The sequence below is a fragment of the Mycobacterium sp. 050128 genome, from assembly GCF_036409155.1.
Taxonomy (GTDB): Bacteria; Actinomycetota; Actinomycetes; order Mycobacteriales; family Mycobacteriaceae; genus Mycobacterium.
The window spans coordinates 432,825-451,498 of sequence record NZ_JAZGLW010000002.1 but is presented as its reverse complement, the minus strand read 5'-3'; the positions used below and the strand labels follow the sequence as shown (position 1 = coordinate 451,498).

At 66.0% G+C, this 18,674-nt stretch carries 13 protein-coding genes; 8 read left to right on the top strand and 5 right to left on the bottom strand.

Features of this window, described 5'->3' with window-relative positions:
- Positions 1-15: 15 nt before the first annotated feature.
- Together SKC41_RS19510 and SKC41_RS19505 are read left to right on the top strand one after the other, a co-directional pair.
- A complete protein-coding gene (locus tag SKC41_RS19510; protein ID WP_330979320.1) occupies positions 16-1,683 on the top strand; it encodes a tetratricopeptide repeat protein in 1,668 nt (555 codons plus the stop codon).
- A gap of 27 nt (positions 1,684-1,710) precedes the next feature.
- Positions 1,711-2,736, top strand: a complete 1,026-nt coding sequence (locus SKC41_RS19505; RefSeq protein ID WP_330979319.1) for an epoxyqueuosine reductase — start codon at positions 1,711-1,713, stop codon at positions 2,734-2,736.
- Here the strand turns inward: SKC41_RS19505 and SKC41_RS19500 are convergent.
- Entirely contained in the window at positions 2,733-3,425 is a 693-nt protein-coding gene (locus tag SKC41_RS19500) for a DUF899 domain-containing protein (RefSeq protein ID WP_330979318.1), read from the bottom strand. The genes SKC41_RS19505 and SKC41_RS19500 overlap by 4 nt on opposite strands.
- 223 nt (positions 3,426-3,648) lie before the next feature.
- Between SKC41_RS19500 and SKC41_RS19495 the strand changes: the two genes are divergently transcribed.
- Complete coding sequence (locus tag SKC41_RS19495; protein ID WP_330979317.1) at positions 3,649-4,416, top strand: class I SAM-dependent methyltransferase; 768 nt, start codon at positions 3,649-3,651, stop codon at positions 4,414-4,416.
- A gap of 387 nt (positions 4,417-4,803) precedes the next feature.
- Here the strand turns inward: SKC41_RS19495 and SKC41_RS19490 are convergent, their stop codons facing one another.
- Positions 4,804-5,460 (bottom strand): C39 family peptidase, encoded by a 657-nt coding sequence (locus SKC41_RS19490; RefSeq protein WP_330979316.1) that lies wholly within the window; start codon positions 5,458-5,460, stop codon positions 4,804-4,806.
- Between the two features lie 511 nt (positions 5,461-5,971).
- Here SKC41_RS19490 and SKC41_RS19485 point away from each other — a divergent pair.
- The 5 genes from SKC41_RS19485 (at position 5,972) to SKC41_RS19465 (ending at position 12,350) form a co-directional block, all read left to right on the top strand.
- Positions 5,972-7,009, top strand: coding sequence for a sulfate ABC transporter substrate-binding protein (locus SKC41_RS19485; RefSeq protein ID WP_330979315.1), 1,038 nt, complete (start codon positions 5,972-5,974; stop codon positions 7,007-7,009).
- Positions 7,006-7,908: a sulfate ABC transporter permease subunit CysT gene (cysT, locus tag SKC41_RS19480; RefSeq protein WP_330979314.1), complete on the top strand. Its 903-nt coding sequence runs from the start codon at positions 7,006-7,008 to the stop codon at positions 7,906-7,908. The genes SKC41_RS19485 and cysT overlap by 4 nt, the downstream gene beginning before the upstream one ends.
- Entirely contained in the window at positions 7,905-8,720 is an 816-nt protein-coding gene (gene cysW, locus SKC41_RS19475) for a sulfate ABC transporter permease subunit CysW (protein ID WP_330979313.1), read from the top strand. The genes cysT and cysW overlap by 4 nt, the downstream gene beginning before the upstream one ends.
- A 173-nt stretch (positions 8,721-8,893) precedes the next feature.
- Positions 8,894-11,071, top strand: coding sequence for a glutamine synthetase III family protein (locus tag SKC41_RS19470; protein WP_330979312.1), 2,178 nt, complete (start codon positions 8,894-8,896; stop codon positions 11,069-11,071).
- Between the two features lie 148 nt (positions 11,072-11,219).
- Positions 11,220-12,350, top strand: a complete 1,131-nt coding sequence (locus SKC41_RS19465) for a hypothetical protein (protein ID WP_330979311.1) — start codon at positions 11,220-11,222, stop codon at positions 12,348-12,350.
- Here SKC41_RS19465 and SKC41_RS19460 read toward each other — a convergent pair.
- The 3 genes from SKC41_RS19460 to SKC41_RS19450 all read right to left on the bottom strand — a co-directional run bounded on the left by SKC41_RS19460 (position 12,341) and on the right by SKC41_RS19450 (position 18,640).
- Positions 12,341-14,032, bottom strand: coding sequence for a serine/threonine-protein kinase (locus tag SKC41_RS19460; protein ID WP_330979310.1), 1,692 nt, complete (start codon positions 14,030-14,032; stop codon positions 12,341-12,343). The genes SKC41_RS19465 and SKC41_RS19460 overlap by 10 nt on opposite strands.
- Positions 14,033-14,299: 267 nt before the next feature.
- On the bottom strand, positions 14,300-17,428 hold the full coding sequence (locus tag SKC41_RS19455; RefSeq protein ID WP_330979564.1) for an MFS transporter: 3,129 nt from the start codon (positions 17,426-17,428) through the stop codon (positions 14,300-14,302).
- A 147-nt stretch (positions 17,429-17,575) separates the two neighbouring features.
- Entirely contained in the window at positions 17,576-18,640 is a 1,065-nt protein-coding gene (locus SKC41_RS19450) for an adenylate/guanylate cyclase domain-containing protein (protein ID WP_330979309.1), read from the bottom strand.
- Positions 18,641-18,674 lie beyond the last annotated feature (34 nt).

The following is an 18,674-nucleotide window of genomic DNA, read 5'->3' as shown; positions in this document are numbered from 1 at the left end:
GCTATCGTCGGCGACGTGACGGTCCCGCGCGGCGACGTCGATCCGTACTACGACCTCGGCTCCTACCACCGGGCCGTCGATACGCCCTCGCCGGATGCCCAGGTGTGGTTCAACCGCGGCATGGTGTGGGCCTATGCGTTCAACCATGAAGAGGCAGTGCGATGCTTCGACCAGGCGCTCGCCTTGGACCCGGACCTTGCGGTCGCGCGATGGGGCGTCGCGTACTCGGTCGGCCCGAATTACAACAAGGCATGGGACGCATTCGATCCCGTCGATCTGGCAGCGTCGCTGGCCCGGGCTCGCGAGGAGCTCCACCTCGCCGCCGCGGGCCGTGCCACGGCCACCGAGCGCGGCCTGATCGACGCCCTGGCCGCTCGCTTTCCGACCCTCGACATCGCGGACTCCGCTGCGCTGGCCGACGGAAACGCGACGTATGCGGAGTCGATGTCGAGGTTGGCGTCGGCCTACCCGGACGACATCGATGTCGCGGCTCTGGCGGCCGATGCGCTGGTCAATGTGACGGCCTGGGCACTATGGGACACCCGCACCGGTGACCCGGCGCCAGGATCCCGGGTGGTGGAGGCCAAGCACATTCTTCAGGCCGCCCTGACGACCCCTGCCGGTCGTGCCCATCCGGGCATCCTGCACTTCTACCTGCACACGATGGAGTTGTCCGCCCATCCCGAGGAGGCGCTGCCCGCGGCCGATCTGCTGCGTGGGCTGGCACCCGACGCCGGTCACCTCGAACACATGCCCACCCATATCGATGTGCTGTGCGGCGACTACCGCAACGCGGTGGTGTCAAACCTTTCGGCAGTGCGCGCGGATCGCAAATTCCTCGAACGCCAAGGCGCACTGAACTTTTACTCGGCCTACCGTGCCCACAACCTGCACTTCGTGGTGTACGCGGCGATGTTCTCGGGGCAGTCGGCCGTCGCACTGGAGGCCGCCGACGAGATCGCCGGGCAGCTCACCCCGGAGGTGCTGTCGATCGAGTCACCCCCAATGGCCGACTGGCTGGAAGCCTTTGTGCCGCTTCGGGTGCACGTCTTGATCCGGTTCGGCCGTTGGGAGGACTTGATAACCGAACCACTGCCCGCAGACCAGGATTTGTACTGCACCACGGCGGCCACCGTGTACTACGGCCGCGGCGTTGCCTATGCGGCCACCGGCCAACTGTCCCAGGCAGATTCCGCGCGGGAAGCCTTTACCGATGTCTATGCCCGCATCCCCGCATCGCGGTATCTGTTCAACAACACCAGTCGTGACATTCTCGCGGTCGCCGAAGCGATGCTCGACGGTGAAATCGCTTACCGGAAGCGGCAATTCGATTCGGCTTTCATGCACCTGCGCCACGCGGTGGAACTCGACGACGCCCTGCCCTACGACGAACCATGGGGCTGGATGCAGCCGACCCGTCACGCCCTCGGTGCACTGCTGCTCGAGCAGGGTCACGTGAAAGAAGCGGCCGACGTGTACGCGGCCGATCTGGGTCTGGATCCGTCCGTGCGCCGATGCTGCCAACATCCGGGCAATGTGTGGAGCCTGCACGGGTACCACGAGTGTCTGCGACGTCTTGGTCGCTTCGCCGAAGCGACGATCATCGAGCAGCAACTGACCCTGGCGCGCGCCCACGCCGACGTCCCGATCACCGCGTCCTGTGCCTGCAGGGCCGGCTCTTGACCCTGAGTATTGTATACTATACCTAGGATGAGTGAGAAACTTCCGGCTCGGCTGGCGGAGCACCCCACCGTGCGAGAGGTGCGAACGCGCCGGTTACAGAAACCCGGAGTGCTCGACGCGGATTGGCTGCGCGAGCTGTGCCTGGACGTCGGCGTCGACGACGTCGCTTTCGCCAGCGTGGACAACCCCGAGTTGGCCTCCGAGGTCGAGCACGTCGAGGCCGCGCTGCCCGGCACCAAGAGCTACATCTCGCTGGTGGTCAAGATGAACCGCGACAACATCCGCTCGACCGCGCGCAGCGTCGCCAATCAGGAGTTTCACCGCAGCGGTGAGGTGCTCAACGAGGCGGCCTACCGCATCGTTCGGCGGCTGCAGGACGCGGGCCACCGGGTGCTGAACCCGTCGGCGACCTTTCCGATGGAGATGGACAACTACCCGGGACGCATCTGGGTGGTAGCGCACAAACCCGTCGCGGTCGCTGCCGGACTCGGGGTGATGGGCATCCACCGCAACGTGATCCACCCCAAGTTCGGCAATTTCATCTTGCTGGGCACGATCTTGGTGGACACCCCGATCAGCAGCTACGGCGAGCCGTTGGACTACAGCCCGTGCCTGGAATGCAAGCTGTGTGTCGCGGCGTGCCCGGTCGGCGCGATCGGCAAGGACGGCAGCTTCGATTGGCTGGCGTGTTCGACGCACAACTACCGCGAGTTCATGGGCGGCTTCACCGATTGGGTGCAGACCGTTGCCGACAGCACCGACGCGGCCGACTTCCGTTCGCGGGTAACCGATTCCGAGAACGCGTCGATGTGGCAGAGCCTGGCGTTCAAGCCCAACTACAAGGCGGCCTACTGCCTGGCGGTGTGCCCGGCCGGCGAGGACGTGATCGAGCCCTACCTGGACAACCGCAAGAGCTTTATGGACCTGGTGCTAAAACCGTTGCAGGACAAGAAGGAAACCCTGTACGTGCTACCGAACTCCAAGGCGAAGGAATACGCGCAACGCCGCTATCCGCACAAGCAGGTGAAGGTCGTCGACGGCGGGCACCGTTAGGACTCGGCTCCGTACGCGCGGGCGATGTCGGGGGAGTCCGGCCAACCCGAGTAGGTGGGCCGTGACGGCCAGCCTTCCGGCGAATCGAGCCATTCCTCCTGACGGCCCCACGGCAGGAGGTCGATCAACGCGAACGAGTGGCTGAGTTGCTCGGTGCCGCGCCCGTTCGTGTGCCAGGTGCGATACACCGTGTCGCCGTCGCGCAGGAACACGTTGACCCCGAAGCCCCCGCCCGGCGGCGCGTCCATGTCGGCGCCGAAGCTGCTCTGCGACGACGAGTACCACTGCATCCGATTACCGACTCGCTGTTTGTAGGCGAGCGCCTCCTCGATCGGGCCGTTGGTGACAATGACGAACCGGGCGTCGTAGTTGTCCAGGAATTCGAGTCGGGTGAACTGCGACGTGAAACCCGTGCACCCGGGGCACTGCCATTGGGCGCCGTCCGACCACATGTGGTGATAGGTGATGAGCTGCGATCGGCCATCGAACACGTCGGCGAGGCGGATGGGCCCGTCGGCGCCGATCAGGGTGTAATCGGGCAACTCGACCATCGGCAACCGGCGCCGCTGTGCGGCGATCGCATCCAGTTCCCGGGTGGCGGCCTTCTCGAGTTTGCGCAGTTCATCGAGCTCGACGCGCCAGGTCCGCGCGTCGACGATGGGCGGTAGCGCCGTGTTGTTCGGGGACATGGGATCCACCTTCATTTCTGTCGAAGGGTCTCGGTTTTTTTCCGGCTCGATGTCTGACCGTTCGTCCACCCGGAATTCATCGGCGAGCGCCGGCGAGTGCGAAAGCGCTGTTCACAGCTGAGAACTCGCTTTGAATATGGTTTGCGACGCGCGCGCTGGGGTATCTATGTGCAAACTTTAGATGTCACGCGGGGGGACCCTGGGTCCGGAAAGGCGACGCAAGATGACTCAGGGGTTGAGCCCGAACATCGACGACGTGCAGGCGCGGTACGACTTGTCGGACGACTTCTTCCGCTTGTTCCTCGATCGCACTCAGACCTACAGTTGCGCGTACTTCGAGCGCGAGGACATGACGCTGGAAGAGGCCCAAATCGCCAAGATCGATCTGGCGCTGGCCGAGCTGGATCTGCGGCCCGGCATGACATTGCTCGACGTCGCCTGCGGTTGGGGCACCACGATGCGACGGGCAATCGAGAAGTACGACGTCAATGTCGTCGGACTGACAAGGTCCAGCGATCAGGCCGCCCACGTCCAGAAAATGTTCGACGAGATGGACACCGAGCGCAGCAAGTGGGTGCTGCTGCAGGGCTGGGAAGAGTTTACCGAGCCCGTCGACCGGATCGTGTCCATCGGGGCGTTCGAGCAGCGCCGCTTCGACCGCTACGACGATTTCTTCGAGATGGCCTACACCGTCCTGCCAGACGACGGTGTGATGTTCTTGCACACGATCACCGGTCTGCCGTCGATCGACCCGGTCGAGCAGCACGCTGCCGGGGCGGGTTTCACCCTGACGCTGCGCGAGCCGCTGCAGCCGCATTACGTCAGAACCCTCGACCTGTGGGCCGAGGCGCTCGAGGCGCACCGGGCCGAAGCCATCGCAATGCAGTCCGAAGAGGTCTACGAGCGATACCTGCACTACCTGACCGGTCGGGCCAACGCGTTTCGCACCGGCCAGATCGACGTCAACCAGGTAACCCTCGAGAAGAACTGATCGCTCACGCGAATCTGCAGACAACGACACGGCCAACGAGACGATAACGATTCGCACATCACCCTGGCACGGCGTCAATGCCAGTGGGAGGGTGGTGCCCGTGAGTGTTCATGTCAACGAGCTGGCGCATGGCTCGCGCACGCAATGGATGGACAGACCACCACAACGGTGTGCACGTGGTCACTGGCTGTTGCCCGGACACATGATCGTGGCAACCGTGCCGTGTTCCTGCGGCCGGCATATCTGCTGGGAATGTGAGTGCGGTGCGGCGACCTATGGGCCCGAGCTGGCCCAGTCGTGCAGCCTCGCCAAGGGTCGGCGCGGATCCGCAGTGATCGCGTCGGACTCCATGAAAAGCCTGTCCTGAAACAGGTTTGGCTTCCCTCGCTACGACCGGGTCACGACCGCGGAGTTGTGATTGGGCGCCCATGCCCGTCCGAAGGTGGCGATCGGTATCTGCTCGTCGCGGCCGCTATCGATGCCGCTGTCGTTGAGATGCACGACGCCGGCCTTGGTGTCGATGCCGGTGACAACCACAAAGTGGTTCCCGACGTCGCGATTGCCTGGGCGGTTCCAGATGGTCTCGGCGTTGACCAGCGCGATCACCTTGCGCTTGTCGGCCAGATCCTGTTGTAACGCAGCGATATTGGTCTGGACGTTGTCAGCCCTGACCCAGTAGTGCCAGAGCAGCGGCGGCAGATCCCTGATGTCGGTGTTGCCTGGAGGATTCCATATCGGTTTGGAACCCGTTGCCCCCGAAGTATTTTCGGCTACGGCGGCGATCTGCCACTCGGTAGGCTGGCGGCCGGTGAGCTCGCCGACCACGTCGGCGACCGCGATCTCGCCGCAGTCCGAAGAGTGTTGGCGACGCCAATGCGGGGCGGCCGCCGCCGGGTCGCCGTACATGCCCGCCTCGTGGTCGGCGTCCGGCGCGGGCGGGCCGGGGGTGGCGTGGGCAGCCGCGGCCCAGGCGATCGATGTCGCCGCGGCGGTAACCCATGCCAGAGCGGCCGTGGTGGCTCTCGTCATCAGGGTGCGGGCCATGGGCGTCCTTTTCTCGAGCCGCGGCTGGCGGCGCGCAACGGTATTGAGAAAAGGGTTGCTAGTCGCCCTCTGCGGAGCATTAAACGGTAAGTTGGCCAAGATCGTGGGCCAACGCGCCGAAATGTTGCCGGCATGAGACCGCGCCGATCCACCCGCTACCGCCCGGTGTCCGACTCTTTTCATCAGCGTGACTTTTTACGCCGGTGCCGCTGATGGGAGCGCGCGACGTCGACGTCACGCCCGGCTAAGTCGGTGTGCGGGCTCCGTCGCCGCCCTGGCAACGACGAATACCGTGTTGTAGCAGCGCCGTACGGGTACGCGTGCTTTGCTACGCTCGCGCCATGCATGCGGCAGCCGGTTCTCTGGAACGCTTTGCCGACGTGCGCTGTTGTCGCTGACTCTGCTGTCCGTTCGCGGTCTGGTCTCGAGTTGGCGAATTCCTCGGATGCCTTAGTGCCCTTCCGCAGCAACGGGATCGACGCACCCACGTCCCGCACTGGAAGGCCGGCTCATGCTCGACGACATCGGTATTGGACCCCGGTGGCGCCATGGCGTCGCGATACTGTCGGCCGCCGGCCTGGTCGCGGCATGTGCGGGCGGCGCCAGCGATGCCGTGGGCGGCAGCGGGCTGAACAACGCGGACACCAAGATCACTCTGGTGGCCTATTCGGTTCCAGAACCTGGCTGGAGCAAGGTGATTCCGGCCTTCAATGCCTCGGCAGAAGGCAAAGGCGTCCAGGTGGTCACGTCTTACGCGGCGTCAGCCGACCAGTCGCGCGGGGTCGTCGAAGGGAAACCGGCCGACATCGTGAACTTCTCCGTCGAACCCGACATCACCCGCTTGGTGAAGGCGGGAAAGGTGGCCGCGGATTGGGACAAGGGCGCCGGCCATGGCAACCCGTTCGGGTCGGTCGTGACTTTGGTTGTGCGCAAGGGTAATCCGAAGGGCATCAGAGATTGGGACGATCTGCTCAGGCCCGGCGTCGAGGTCATCACGCCCAGCCCGCTGAGTTCGGGTTCGGCGAAATGGAATCTGCTCGCGCCGTATGCCGCCAAGAGCCGTGGCGGCGCGGATCCGCAGGCGGGTATCGATTTCATCAGCACGTTGGTGCACGAGCACGTCAAGTTGCGGCCCGGGTCGGGGCGGATTGCCACGTCTGTTTTCGCCGAGGGCAGTGGCGATGTGTTGATCAGCTACGAGAACGAGGCCATCGCCGCCGAGCGGCAGGGCAAGCCCGTCGAACACATCATCCCGTCGCAGACGTTCAAGATCGAGAATCCGGTGGCCGTAGTGAGCACCAGCGCGCACCTGGATGTCGCGACCGCCTTCAAGAACTTCCAGTACAGCGCCGCCGCGCAGAAGCTTTGGGCGCAAGCAGGTTTCCGGCCGATCGATCCCGCCGTCACCGCCAGCTTCCGGAGTCAGTATCCGGTGCCTGTCAAACTCTGGACGATCGATGACCTCGGAGGCTGGGGCACGGCGGATTCGCAGCTGTTCGACAAGAACACCGGAAACATCACCAAGGTCTACATGCAGGCCACCGGATGACTGGATCCCTTTTAGGCGAAAGCCTCGGTCCGGAGGCGATCCGGCCCGAGCTGGCCACCCCCGGTAGCGAACTTCCGGAGCCGCCGGAGGGGCTGCGCCCGACGACCAGGCCGGGTCTGACCTCACTTCGGGTTGGGGTGACGACCCTGTGGCTGTCGGTGATCGTGCTGCTGCCGTTGGTCGCCATCGCGTGGCAGGCCGCCGGCGGCGGATGGCAGGCCTTTTGGCTGGCGGTAACCTCGCATGCCGCGGTCCAGTCGTTTCAGGTGACGTTCGGGATTTCCTTGGTGGTAACCATTCTCGACGTGGTGTTCGGGCTGGCGACCGCGTGGGTGTTGGTGCGGGACGACTTCGTCGGGAAAGGGCTGATCGACGCGATCATCGATCTGCCGTTCGCGCTGCCGACCATAGTGACCAGCCTGGTGATGCTGGCCCTCTACGGCAAGAACAGCCCGGTGCACATTCATCTGCAGCACACGCCGCCCGGAGTGGGGATGGCGCTGGCGTTCGTCACGCTGCCGTTGGTGGTGCGCGCCGTGCAGCCGGTGCTGCTGGAGATCGATCGCGACGTCGAAGAGGCGGCGGCATCATTGGGGGCGAGCGGCACGAAGGTCTTCACCACTATCGTGCTGCCCTCGGTAGCTCCCTCATTGCTGACCGGCGCCGGGTTGGCCTTCTCGCGGTGCATCGCCGAGTTCGGCTCGGTGGTGACCATCGGCGGTGCCGTGCCGGGCAAAACCGAAGTGTCCTCGCAATGGATCCGCTCGTTGATCGAAAACGACGACCGCACCGGGGCGGCCGCGATGTCCATTGTGCTGCTGTCGATTTCGTTCACCGTGCTGGTGCTGCTGCGCATCGTGGGCGGGCGCACGGCCAAACGCGAGGAAAAGGCGGCATGACGTCGTCTTCGTGGGCTCGCTACGTCACCCGATCCGTGACGCTGGCCTATGTCGGCGTGATGCTGATCGTCCCCGTGTCGATCATCCTGTGGCGGACCTTCCGGCCGGGGCTCGATCAGTTCTTCGCGTGGATCACCACACCGGCCGCGATCTCGGCGCTGCACCTGTCACTTCTCGTCGTCGCAATCGTGGTGCCGCTGAACGTGGTCTTTGGTGTACTCACCTCGTTACTGCTCGCGCGCGGCCGTTTTCGCGGGCGTGGTGTGCTCCAGGCGCTCGTCGACCTGCCCTTCGCCGTGTCGCCCATCATTGTGGGGGTCGCCCTGATCCTGCTGTGGGGCTCGGCCGGGGCTTTGGGCTTCGTTGAAAACGACCTCGGCATCAAAATCATCATTGGTCTTCCCGGGCTTGTGCTCGTCAGCATCTTCGTGACCTTGCCCTTCGTGGTGCGTGAGGTCCAACCGGTGCTGCAGGAGGTGGGAACCGAGCAGGAGCAGGCGGCGGCAACCCTGGGTTCGGGGCCGTGGCAGACGTTTTGGCGGATCACGTTGCCGACCATTCGGTGGGGCCTGATCTACGGAACCGTGCTGACCACCGCGCGCACCCTCGGCGAGTTCGGCGGGGTCATCATGGTGTCGTCCAACTTGCCGGGGGAGTCGCAAACTTTGACGCTACTGGTCAACGACCGCTACGCCCGCGGGGCCGAGTACGGCGCCTACGCGCTGTCCACGCTGATGATGGGCGTCGCGGTGTTGTTCCTGATCGTCAAGACGACCCTGCTGGTGCGCCGCAAACGCGCTACGGCCGCCTGACCCGACACAGGAAGCGAGCCTGCACGGGTAGGCGATACGGGGTCTCATGTTCGAAACCGATGAAGCGCATCGTTGACGCGTGCGTAACAAGTTTGCCATCGAAACTTCCTAGGGTGGGGCGGTCCACCTTCCCGCAAGCGAAGGCAGAGGCCCCCCTCACGATAGGAACTCCATTGAGCGGAAACGCAGTGCGCCTGCAGGCGATCAACAACGTCGAGGCATACGTCCCCCCGGCCATCAGCTTCGTCGCCGGCGAGGCTCCCGGCGAGGTCTTCGGATCCAGTGTCTTCACCAAGGCCGAGATGCAGGCGCGGCTGCCCAAGTCGGTGTTCAAGTCCATCGTGGCGACCATCGAGAAGGGCGCCAAGCTCGACCCCGCCGTCGCCGACACGGTGGCGGTGGCGATGAAGGACTGGGCGCTGGAGAAGGGCGCCACCCACTACGCCCACGTCTTCTACCCGATGACCGGCCTGACCGCCGAGAAGCACGACAGCTTCCTCGAACCCGTCTCCGATGGACAGACGCTGGCCGAATTCGCCGGCAAGACCCTCATCCAGGGCGAGCCCGACGCGTCCAGCTTCCCCTCGGGTGGGCTGCGCAGCACCTTCGAAGCGCGCGGCTACACCGGCTGGGACGTCACCAGCCCCGCCTACATCCTGGAAAATCCGAACGGCAATACGCTCTGCATCCCTACGGTTTTCGTCTCGATGACCGGCGAAGCGCTGGACTACAAGACGCCCCTGCTGCGCAGCCAGCAAGCCATGGGCACGCACGCCGAGCGCATCCTGACGTTGTTCGGTCATAAGGACCTCAACAAGGTGGTGTCCTTCTGCGGCCCGGAGCAGGAGTACTTCCTGATCGACCGGCACTTCTTCCTGGCGCGACCGGACCTGGTCAACGCTGGTCGCACCGTGTTCGGGGCCAAGCCGCCCAAGGGCCAGGAATTCGACGACCACTACTTCGGCGCGGTGCCCGAGCGGGTGCTGGGCTTCATGATGGACACCGAACGCGAGCTGTTCAAACTGGGCATCCCCGCCAAAACCCGGCACAACGAGGTGGCCCCCGGCCAGTTCGAGATCGCGCCGATGTTCGAGCGGGCCAACATCGCCTCCGATCACCAGCAACTCCTGATGACGATCTTCAAGACGATCGCCAAGAAACACGGCATGGAGTGCCTGTTCCACGAGAAGCCGTTCGCCGGTGTCAACGGTTCGGGCAAGCACGTCAACTTCTCGATGGGCAACTCCGAGCTGGGCTCGCTGCTGGTCCCGGGCGACACCCCGCACGAGAACGCCCAATTCCTGGTGTTCTGTGCCGCGGTGATCCGGGCCGTGCACAAGTTCTCCGGGCTGCTTCGGGTGTCGGTCGCATCCGCGACCAACGACCACCGGTTGGGTGCCAACGAGGCACCGCCCGCGATCATCTCGATCTTCCTGGGCGAACAGCTCGCCGACGTCTTCGAGCAGATCGCCAAGGGCGCGGCGACGTCCTCAAAAGGCAAGGGCACCATGATCATCGGTGTCGACACGCTGCCACCGCTGCCTACTGATGCCGGCGACCGCAACCGGACCAGCCCGTTCGCCTTCACCGGCAACCGGTTCGAGTTCCGGGCGCCCGGGTCCGGGCAGACGGTCGCGGTGCCGTTGATCGTGCTGAACACGATCATGGCGGACTCGCTGGACTACATGGCCGGTGTTCTAGAGCAGGCCGTCGCCGACGGCGAGGACTTCGATCAGGCGGTGCAGAAGCTGCTCACCGAGGTCATCACCGAGCACGGCGCGGTGGTGTTCAACGGGGACGGCTACTCGGACAACTGGCAGATCGAAGCGGCCGAGCGCGGCCTGCCGAACCTGAAGACCACGCTGGACGCCATTCCGGAGCTGATCAAGCCGGATGCGATCGAGCTCTTCACGAAATACGGGGTGTTCAACGAACGCGAGTTGCACAGCCGCTACGAGGTCCGGTTGGAGCAGTACGCGTTGACGATCGCGGTCGAGGCGAAGTTGGCGTTGGAAATCGGGACGACCATCATCCTGCCCGCCGCAATCCGTTATCAGACCGAACTCGCGCAGAACGTCGCGACGATGAAGAAGGCCGGCGTTGCAGCCAGCACGGCGGTGCTGGAAGCGGTTTCGGCCCCGCTGGCTGATTTGTCTGCGGCGCTGACGACGTTGAAGGCGGCCCTGTCCGATCACTCGGCGGAGTCGGCTCTCGACGAGGCCGTGCATGCCCAAGAGGCGCTGCTGCCAGCGATGGAAGCGGTGCGTACCGCCGCCGACACGCTGGAAGGCGTTGTAGCCGACGACTTGTGGCCGCTGCCCACCTACCAGGAGATGCTCTACATCCTCTAGATCCGTCGTCGGGCGTGGGGGTCGACCGCGCGCTCGCGGGGCTTGGTAATCCGTGGCTCCCACGCTCGGCGACTCGACATCCCGCTACACGTGCCGCATCTGACGCGTTAAGTTCTGAAGGGACGAAGTCGCGCGGTCAGGGGAAAGCATGGGGCCATTTGACGACGCCCAGCGTCGTGTCGCCGAACTGGAGGCGTACCAGGCGCTGTGGAACCTGTGGCGTTCCGCGCGGCGATCCGACATCGAGAACTGGGAGTCGGCGTGCCAGATGCTCGAAAATTACTACACCGTCGGCAAAGCCCGGGACAACGCCGAAGTCTGCGAAATGCGGATCCACTACTTGGAGATCGCTGAACCGTTGCCCCGGCTTGCGGACTTCGTGCAGCCGCCGGCCTACGACCGAGTGCCCGACGCAGAGCGGCTACTGGGGCAGGCCCGCTATCAATATCAGCTGGCCCGCCGGCGGCACCCGGTGCGCGAACAGCAGCGATTGAAAGAACTCGAAACGACCAAAGCGCTCTATGCGGCGGTGCGGGCCGCCGAAGCGAGGGCTAAAGCCGCGGAGCTGGCCCGCCGGCGTGAATGGCAGCAGAGCTGCTGGCCCAAAGGCGTTGTGCTGGAACGCGACGTCTACGACCTCGACGGCGTGGCCGCGCAGGTGGATCGGCAGAACGCGAAAATCGAATCCCAGGTAGCCGCCCTGACCGATCTGCTGCGAACAGGATTGCGCCAGCTGCCCGACGCGCCGACGCCCGCCCCGGCCGAGTTGGCGGCCCACGTCGAATCGGTGCTCGCGGCGATGTCGTTGCCACGCGGCATCACCCCCAAGCCCGTAGTCGAGTATGCCCCGGCCACAGGCCAATTGGTCGTCGAATATGAACTGCCCACCGTGGCTGTCGTCCCGTCGGCCAAGGCGTACCGCTACGTCAAGAGCCGCGACACGGTTGTCGAGACGGCGCGGCCGGTAGGGCAGGTGAAAGCGTTGTACGCCAGCACTATTGCACGGCTGGCGCTGCTGGCTTTGGCGACCGTCTTCGCCCTCGACGGCGAGCGCCGATTCAGGGTGGTGATTTTCAGCGGTGTCGTCGAAACGACCGATCCGAACACGGATCAGCCGGTCCGCCCGTGCTTGATCAGTGCGCGGGTCGACGCGGACACGTTCGCCGGGATCGACCTGGACGACGTCGACCCGTCCGTGTGCCTCAAACGCCTCTCGGCGCTGGTGTCGCCGAACCCGGCGGGGCTCGTCCCGGTGTCGCCCGTGGGCGATCAGCCGTAGGCGTCCCACCAGGTGTGCAAGTCCTCGACGGTGGCGGGATCGCCCGCGACGTCGCTGAGCATCAGCTTTTCCTCGTTGGTCCAGATCACGTTCGGGTGGCCGTTGTAGGTGCCGCAGGCGATCAAACCGGCCATTTCATTGGGAGTTTGGTCGTAGTGCCAGCTCACCGGCGAGGCCCCCTCGCCCGGGCAGTTCACCAGGCTGACGTTGGCGATGTCATCGGTGAAGGACTTCTTGAGCCGGTCCGGCGTCGGGAACAGGCCGTAGGTGGCCTTGCTCGGGCCGCCGGGCTGCGTGTTCTTTCCACAGGACACCATCGCTACCGCGTTGGTCCAGATGCTTCCCGATTCGGGTGTGGCCGGCGTGCACGTGCCGGCCAGGTAGCCGGGCGGAAGCAGGCTGATCAGCCGGGCCTGATCGTTGCTGGGGCCCTGGCTCGACGGCACCGTGGTCTTCCCGCCACCCGCCCTGGGCGGCGGTTGCTGCGGGGTGGGCGAGGGCTTGATCGTCAGCCAGATGCCGACCGCGGCAGCGGCGACGACGACAGCGGCGCCGGCCGCGGCCAGGATCGGCCAGCGGCTGCGCTTACCTGGCGTCACCGGCTGATCCGATTCGGCGGCGCCCGGCGCGGTTTCGGGGCTGGGTTGCTCGGCGTTGGGTGCCGCACCGCCGACGGTCGTCAGCGGCGGCGGTGGGCTGTCCGGCTGCGTCTCGGGTCCGGATGGCAGCGGGTTGTACCGCGTGTGCGGGGAGCTCGACGACTCGGCCGTTGCGTTCGGCTGGGTGTCTTGTGGCTTCGCCGATGTTTCACTGCGCCGCAGAATGGTTGCGGCGCGGTCGCGCTCCGGCCGGGAAAGCGCGTCGTGTGCGGCCTCTGCCAGATCACCGGCGCTGGCATAGCGTTCGATCGGGTTCTTAGCCATGCCGCCCGCGATTACGGCGTCGAATGCCTTGTCCACGCCGAAGCCTTGGGCGCTGGGCAGCGGGATGGGCTCCATCATGTGCGAGGTGACCAGCACGCCGGTGCTGTCGGCGGGATAGGGCGGCGCCCCGGTCAGGCACTCGAACAGCACACAGGCCAGCGCGTAGACGTCGGCCCGGGGAGTCACCTCGTCGCTCGAAAAGCGTTCGGGCGCCATGTATTTCCAGGTTCCCACCGCGGTGCCCATTTGGGTGAGCTTCTCGTCGGTTTTCGCGCTGGCGATACCGAAGTCAACGAGATAGGCGAAGTCGTTGCCGGTGATCAGGATGTTCTGCGGTTTGACGTCGCGGTGCGTGACCCCGGCGGCGTGTGCGGCATCCAACGCCGCGGCGACCTGAAGGATGATGGCCACCGCGCGCGGCGGAGTCAGCGCCCCGTCCCGCTCGAGCAGGCTGCCCAGGTCGATGCCCTCGATCAGGCGCATCTCCAAGTACAGTTGCCCGTCGATTTCGCCGTAGTCGTGGATGGGCACCACGTGGGGCTCCAGCAAACGGCCGGTGATGCGGGCTTCGCGCTCCATCCGCTTGCGAAAAACCGGATCCTGGCTGTACGCAACCGACATCAGCTTGAGCGCCACCGTCCACTGCTTGACGGTGTGCTCGGCCTCGTAGACCTCGCCCATGCCGCCGCGGCCCAGCAGCCGTTTGAGATGGTAGGGGCCGAACATCGTCCCCAACCGCGAGCCCTGCGCGCCGCTCATCGCTGACTCCTATTCACGGTCCGGCAACCATGACGGTAAGCCGCGACCAATATCACCGCTCGAAAACTACAACATCACGGTGGCAAATGCGCGATCGTGTTACCCCCGCGGCTGCCCGTGTTTTCGTCCAACAGGCCACCGCTATTCGCGGGCCCCGGCCGGCCGCTGCGAACGGTTGGTGAATTCCAGGCAACGCAGGGGTTCGTGCTTTGCTACCCGGCGTAACGGAAACACTAAATCCCTTGTGCCGCATCATATTTGACGTGTTCAGCGATGTGCGAGCGCAAGGATCTGGGGCAACGCTTCGCGGGCAGCGGCCCGGCCGGCCTCGCGGGCCTGGTCGATCTGATGGAACTCCAGCAGCCCGACACCGCGGCTGCTGGGTCGGATCACCACGTCGGCTTGAGCCAGCGTCGCGGCGGCGGCCAGCCCGCTGCCCATCATCATCGTGCGAATGAGGGTCTCGCCGATCCCGGGAACACGTGGGGGATCGACGAATTCGCTCGTGGACGCCGTCGCGTCGCCGCCGAAACCGACGGCAACCGCGACCAGCGGGCCCTCGGTGCTCGACAGCGACGAGACGGGAAGGTTGTCGAGTACCCCTCCGTCGACGTGCAGCGTGCCGCCGTAGACGTAGGGCGGGAAGATGCCCGGCAGGCGCAGCGAACACCCCACGGCGTCGGCAACCGGGCCCCGGCGGTGCACCACGGTGCGCCGCCCCAGCAGGTCGACGCTGACGCACCGGAACTCCTTGGGCAGTTCCTCGATCAGCCGCTCGCCGTAGGCCCGACGCAGCAGCGCCGGAATGCGCCGCCCGCGCGTCAATCCCTTGATCGGCACGGTGTAGTCGCGGATCGGATTGGTGCGGATGAAGTACTCGTACACGTAGGCGTCGACGCCCGCCGCGTCCAGGCCGCTGGCCGCCAGCGCGGCGACGATCGCGCCCATGCTGGTGCCGGCGAATCGATCGACGACGACGCCGGCGGCTTCCAGCTCCTCGAGCACGCCGAGATGGGCGAACGCCCGAGCACCCCCACCGCCCAGGACCAAACCGATCGAACGCCCGACGATGCGCGCTGCGAGCGGCCGCAGGTCCTCGGCAGAGCCGGAGGTACGCAACGTCAGTACCGACCGCGGCGTGAGCAGTTCTTCCCAGGCGCGCCGATGCTCCCGGCTGGCGGGCGGACCGGCCAGCAGCAGATCTGCGCCGACCGCGCGATCGGGCAGCGGATCGGCCGGTGGCGCCGGATTTCCGGCGACGAGCACGATCCGATCGGCGACGCGCAGGCAGAAGTCTCGCCATTCCGCATCGTCGACCTGCGCCTGCAACACCACCTTGTCCGCGGCCCGCTCGGCCCGCTCCAGCCCCTCGCGGTCGACGCGGCCCGGTCGCACCGCGCGGACGTAGCCCGACAGCAGGTACACCAGTTCGTGGGCCACCATCGTCACGGGCGCGTCGGCGTCGACGCCGACAATCGCGACCACCACATCGCAGGTCGTCAGGTTGGCCGTTGTCGGCGGTGGCAACTGGTGCAGCCGGGTGGCCAGCGAGCGCACCAAGGCGCCGAGCATGCCGACGTCGGCGATCTTGTCGAACTGCGCCTTGGTGAGCCGTACCAGGGTGGAGTCGCGCACCGCCCGGATGGACGCGGACCGCGGTGCGCCGGTGAACAGTCCGAGCTCGCCGATCACTTCGCCGCGCCCCAGTTCCCGGATCGCAACGCCCTGCTGCAGCGCTTGCACGCGGCCGTTGCGCACCACGTACAGGGAATCGGCCGCGTCGCCCTCGTGGAACAGATAGGTGCCCGCCGTGAGTTCAATCTCCTCGGCGCTGTGCCGTAGATCGGCAAGAGCGTCCGGATCCAGGCCGGCGAACAGCGGCAGGGTCTCCAGCAGGTCGTCTTTGCGGTCGACCGCAAGCACCTGTTCGTGCCGCGCGACAGCCGTTGCGCGCGAACGTGGTTCGAATTTCGGTGTCGGTTCGGCGACGACGGCGGCATCCGCCGCCTGTGGACCGGTGCGGCCGAGGAACAACGCCCCGATGGCTACCGCCGCGAAGCAGATGGCTGCCATCACCCAGCCTCGTCGCAACGCCTCCGCGGCCTCACCGCGTGCCGGTGTCCCGATCAGGACGACCAGTAACGCGATTCCGATCACCGCGCCCAGTTGGCGGCAGCTGCTGACCACCGCCGAGGCGGTCGCGTAGCTGCCGCCCTTGGGTACCCGGGCCAAGGCGGCGCTGCCGAGCAGCGGCAGCGTGGCGCCGACGCCGAGCCCCTGCAGCAGCTGGCCGGGCAGCCACTCGCGCAGGAAGTTCGGATGCGTTCCGACGCGCTGGAAGTACCAGACCAGGCTGCCGGCCCAGATCAGCGCCCCGATGAAGATGATCGCGCGGTGTCCGCGCCGGTCGGCGATCTTGCCCAGCTTCGCCGCGACGACGGCCGCGACGAGCGCGGCGGGGGCGACCGCGAGGCCGGTCTCGAGCAGGTTGTATCCCCACACGTAATTCAGGAACAGCACGTGCGTCAGGAGATAGCCGTAGAAGCCCGCGCCCGCGACGATCGTCAGGGCGTTGCCCGCGACGAAGGACTGGACCCGCAGGTAGGCGGGTTCGATCAGCGGCGACGGGTGGTGTCGGGAGCTGATCACGAACCCGACCAGGGCGAGGGCCGCGGCCACGAACGACCCGATCGTGCCGGTGCTGGACCAGCCCCAGTCCGGGCCCTTGATCAACCCGAGGGTCAATAAGCCGAGTGCGGCCGCGAGCAGCACCGCCCCGCGCAGATCGGGCAGTCGTCGTTGTCCGGGCGAACGGCTTTCCACCAGCTCGCGTCGGGCCACCACCACCGCGACGACGCCCAGCGGCACGTTCACCAAAAACGCCCAGCGCCAATCGGACACCTGCACGATCGCCCCGCCGATCGGCGGACCCAGGCCCGACGCGATGGCCGCCGCGGCGCCCCACAACCCCACGCCGTGGGCGCGGCGCGCGACCTCGAAGCCCTCGACGACCAGGGCGAGGGATGCCGGCACCAGCAGTGCGGCGCCGATGCCCTGCAGGATCCGGAACGCGACCAGTTGCTCAACGGTGGCGGCCAGCGCGCACAGCCACGAGGCCGCCGTGAACAGCACGACGCCCCAGATGAACATCCGCTTGCGCCCGAGCAAGTCGGCGAGTTTGCCCGCGGCCACCAGGAACGCCGCGAACACGATGTTGTACGCGTTGAGCACCCAGGACAGGCTGCCGATGGGGTAGGTGGGGAAGGACTGCTGGATGTTCGGGAATGCGACGTTGACGATCGTCGAGTCGAGGAAAGCAAGGAAGGCGCCGAACGCCGCTACCAACAGCACCGCCGTCGACGACGGCTGGCGGCGCACGCTGAGTGCCCCCATCATCGGATGGTTGGCCTGACGCGTCGCGTCCGTATTACCTTTCGCCGCAACGCCACCCGTTGTCGTCGTGTCGGCGGCTTTGGATTGACTCTGCGCATGGGACGTTTCGAGATCCATCATTGACCCCTGGGGTGAAAGCTGGCGGGCGGCTCAGTCGGCGTTTCGGATGGGCATTTCCGCGGTGGACTCGGGACTGCCACCCGGATCCCCGGCGCTTCTCCCCGGAAGAGTCGTCGACCCGGTGGCCTGCCCGCGGCCGATGACGGGAAATACCGTCTCTTTCCCGCTTCGGCCCTTGAGCTCGACTTCTTCGCCTTCCCCCCATGTGAATTGACTCTCGACGGTGCGGCGCACTCCGTTGGTCACCATGACCGATGCGCGCCCTTGCCGCCCGGCCAGGCCGGCCAACCGGAACGCCACATTGGTCGAGTCGCCGATCACCGCCTCTACCGATCTCGTCATCGCCGCCAGCGCGACCCGGCCGACCACCACGCCCCAACCCATGCGGATCGGCGAGCCGTCCGGGCTGCGCAACGGCAGTCGGGGTCCCAGCTCTCCGACAAGCCGGTTCGCGGCGAGCGAAAAATCGATCGCGCGCTCGGCGGCATCCGGAAACCTATTCGCCTCCCAGATCGCGAATATCGCGTCGCCGGCGTAGTGATTCAGCGTGCCGCCATGGGCGTGCAGCACAGCGCCGATCTCGTGCCACAGCGTGTGCAGGCTCTGCGCGATGACCTCTCCTTCGGTCACTTCGGAGATCGTCGAGTAGTTGATGATGTCGCCGACCACCATCACCATGGCGGTCTGGCTGATTCGGGTCCGGGTAAGGCCGGGGGCTATTCCGGCGTCGACGGCGTTGAACCGCTGCGAGCGGAAGATGAATGCCACATCGGCGATCCGGATCTCGTCACCGGGCTGGATCGGCCGGGGAACGGCTCGTTCCAGCCGCATCCCGTTGAGCAGTGTGCCGTTGGTGCTGGTGTCGATCACGAAAGCCTGATCGGCGACGGAGTCCAAGCGGATTTCGAGATGAGTCCGGGAAATCTCGGGATCGCGGATCACGAGCCTGCGTGACTCGCTGATTCCGGCGCACTCCCGACCGATGAACAACTGATCGATGATCGGCACGCTGTGTTCGGTGCCGCCGTCGCGCAATTCGAGGTAGGCCAGCGGGGTGCCCGGCTGCAGGCCTGGCATCCCCGTAGACGACGTCATGATTGCCTCGCTGCTCGCCGTGTCAGTCCGCTCA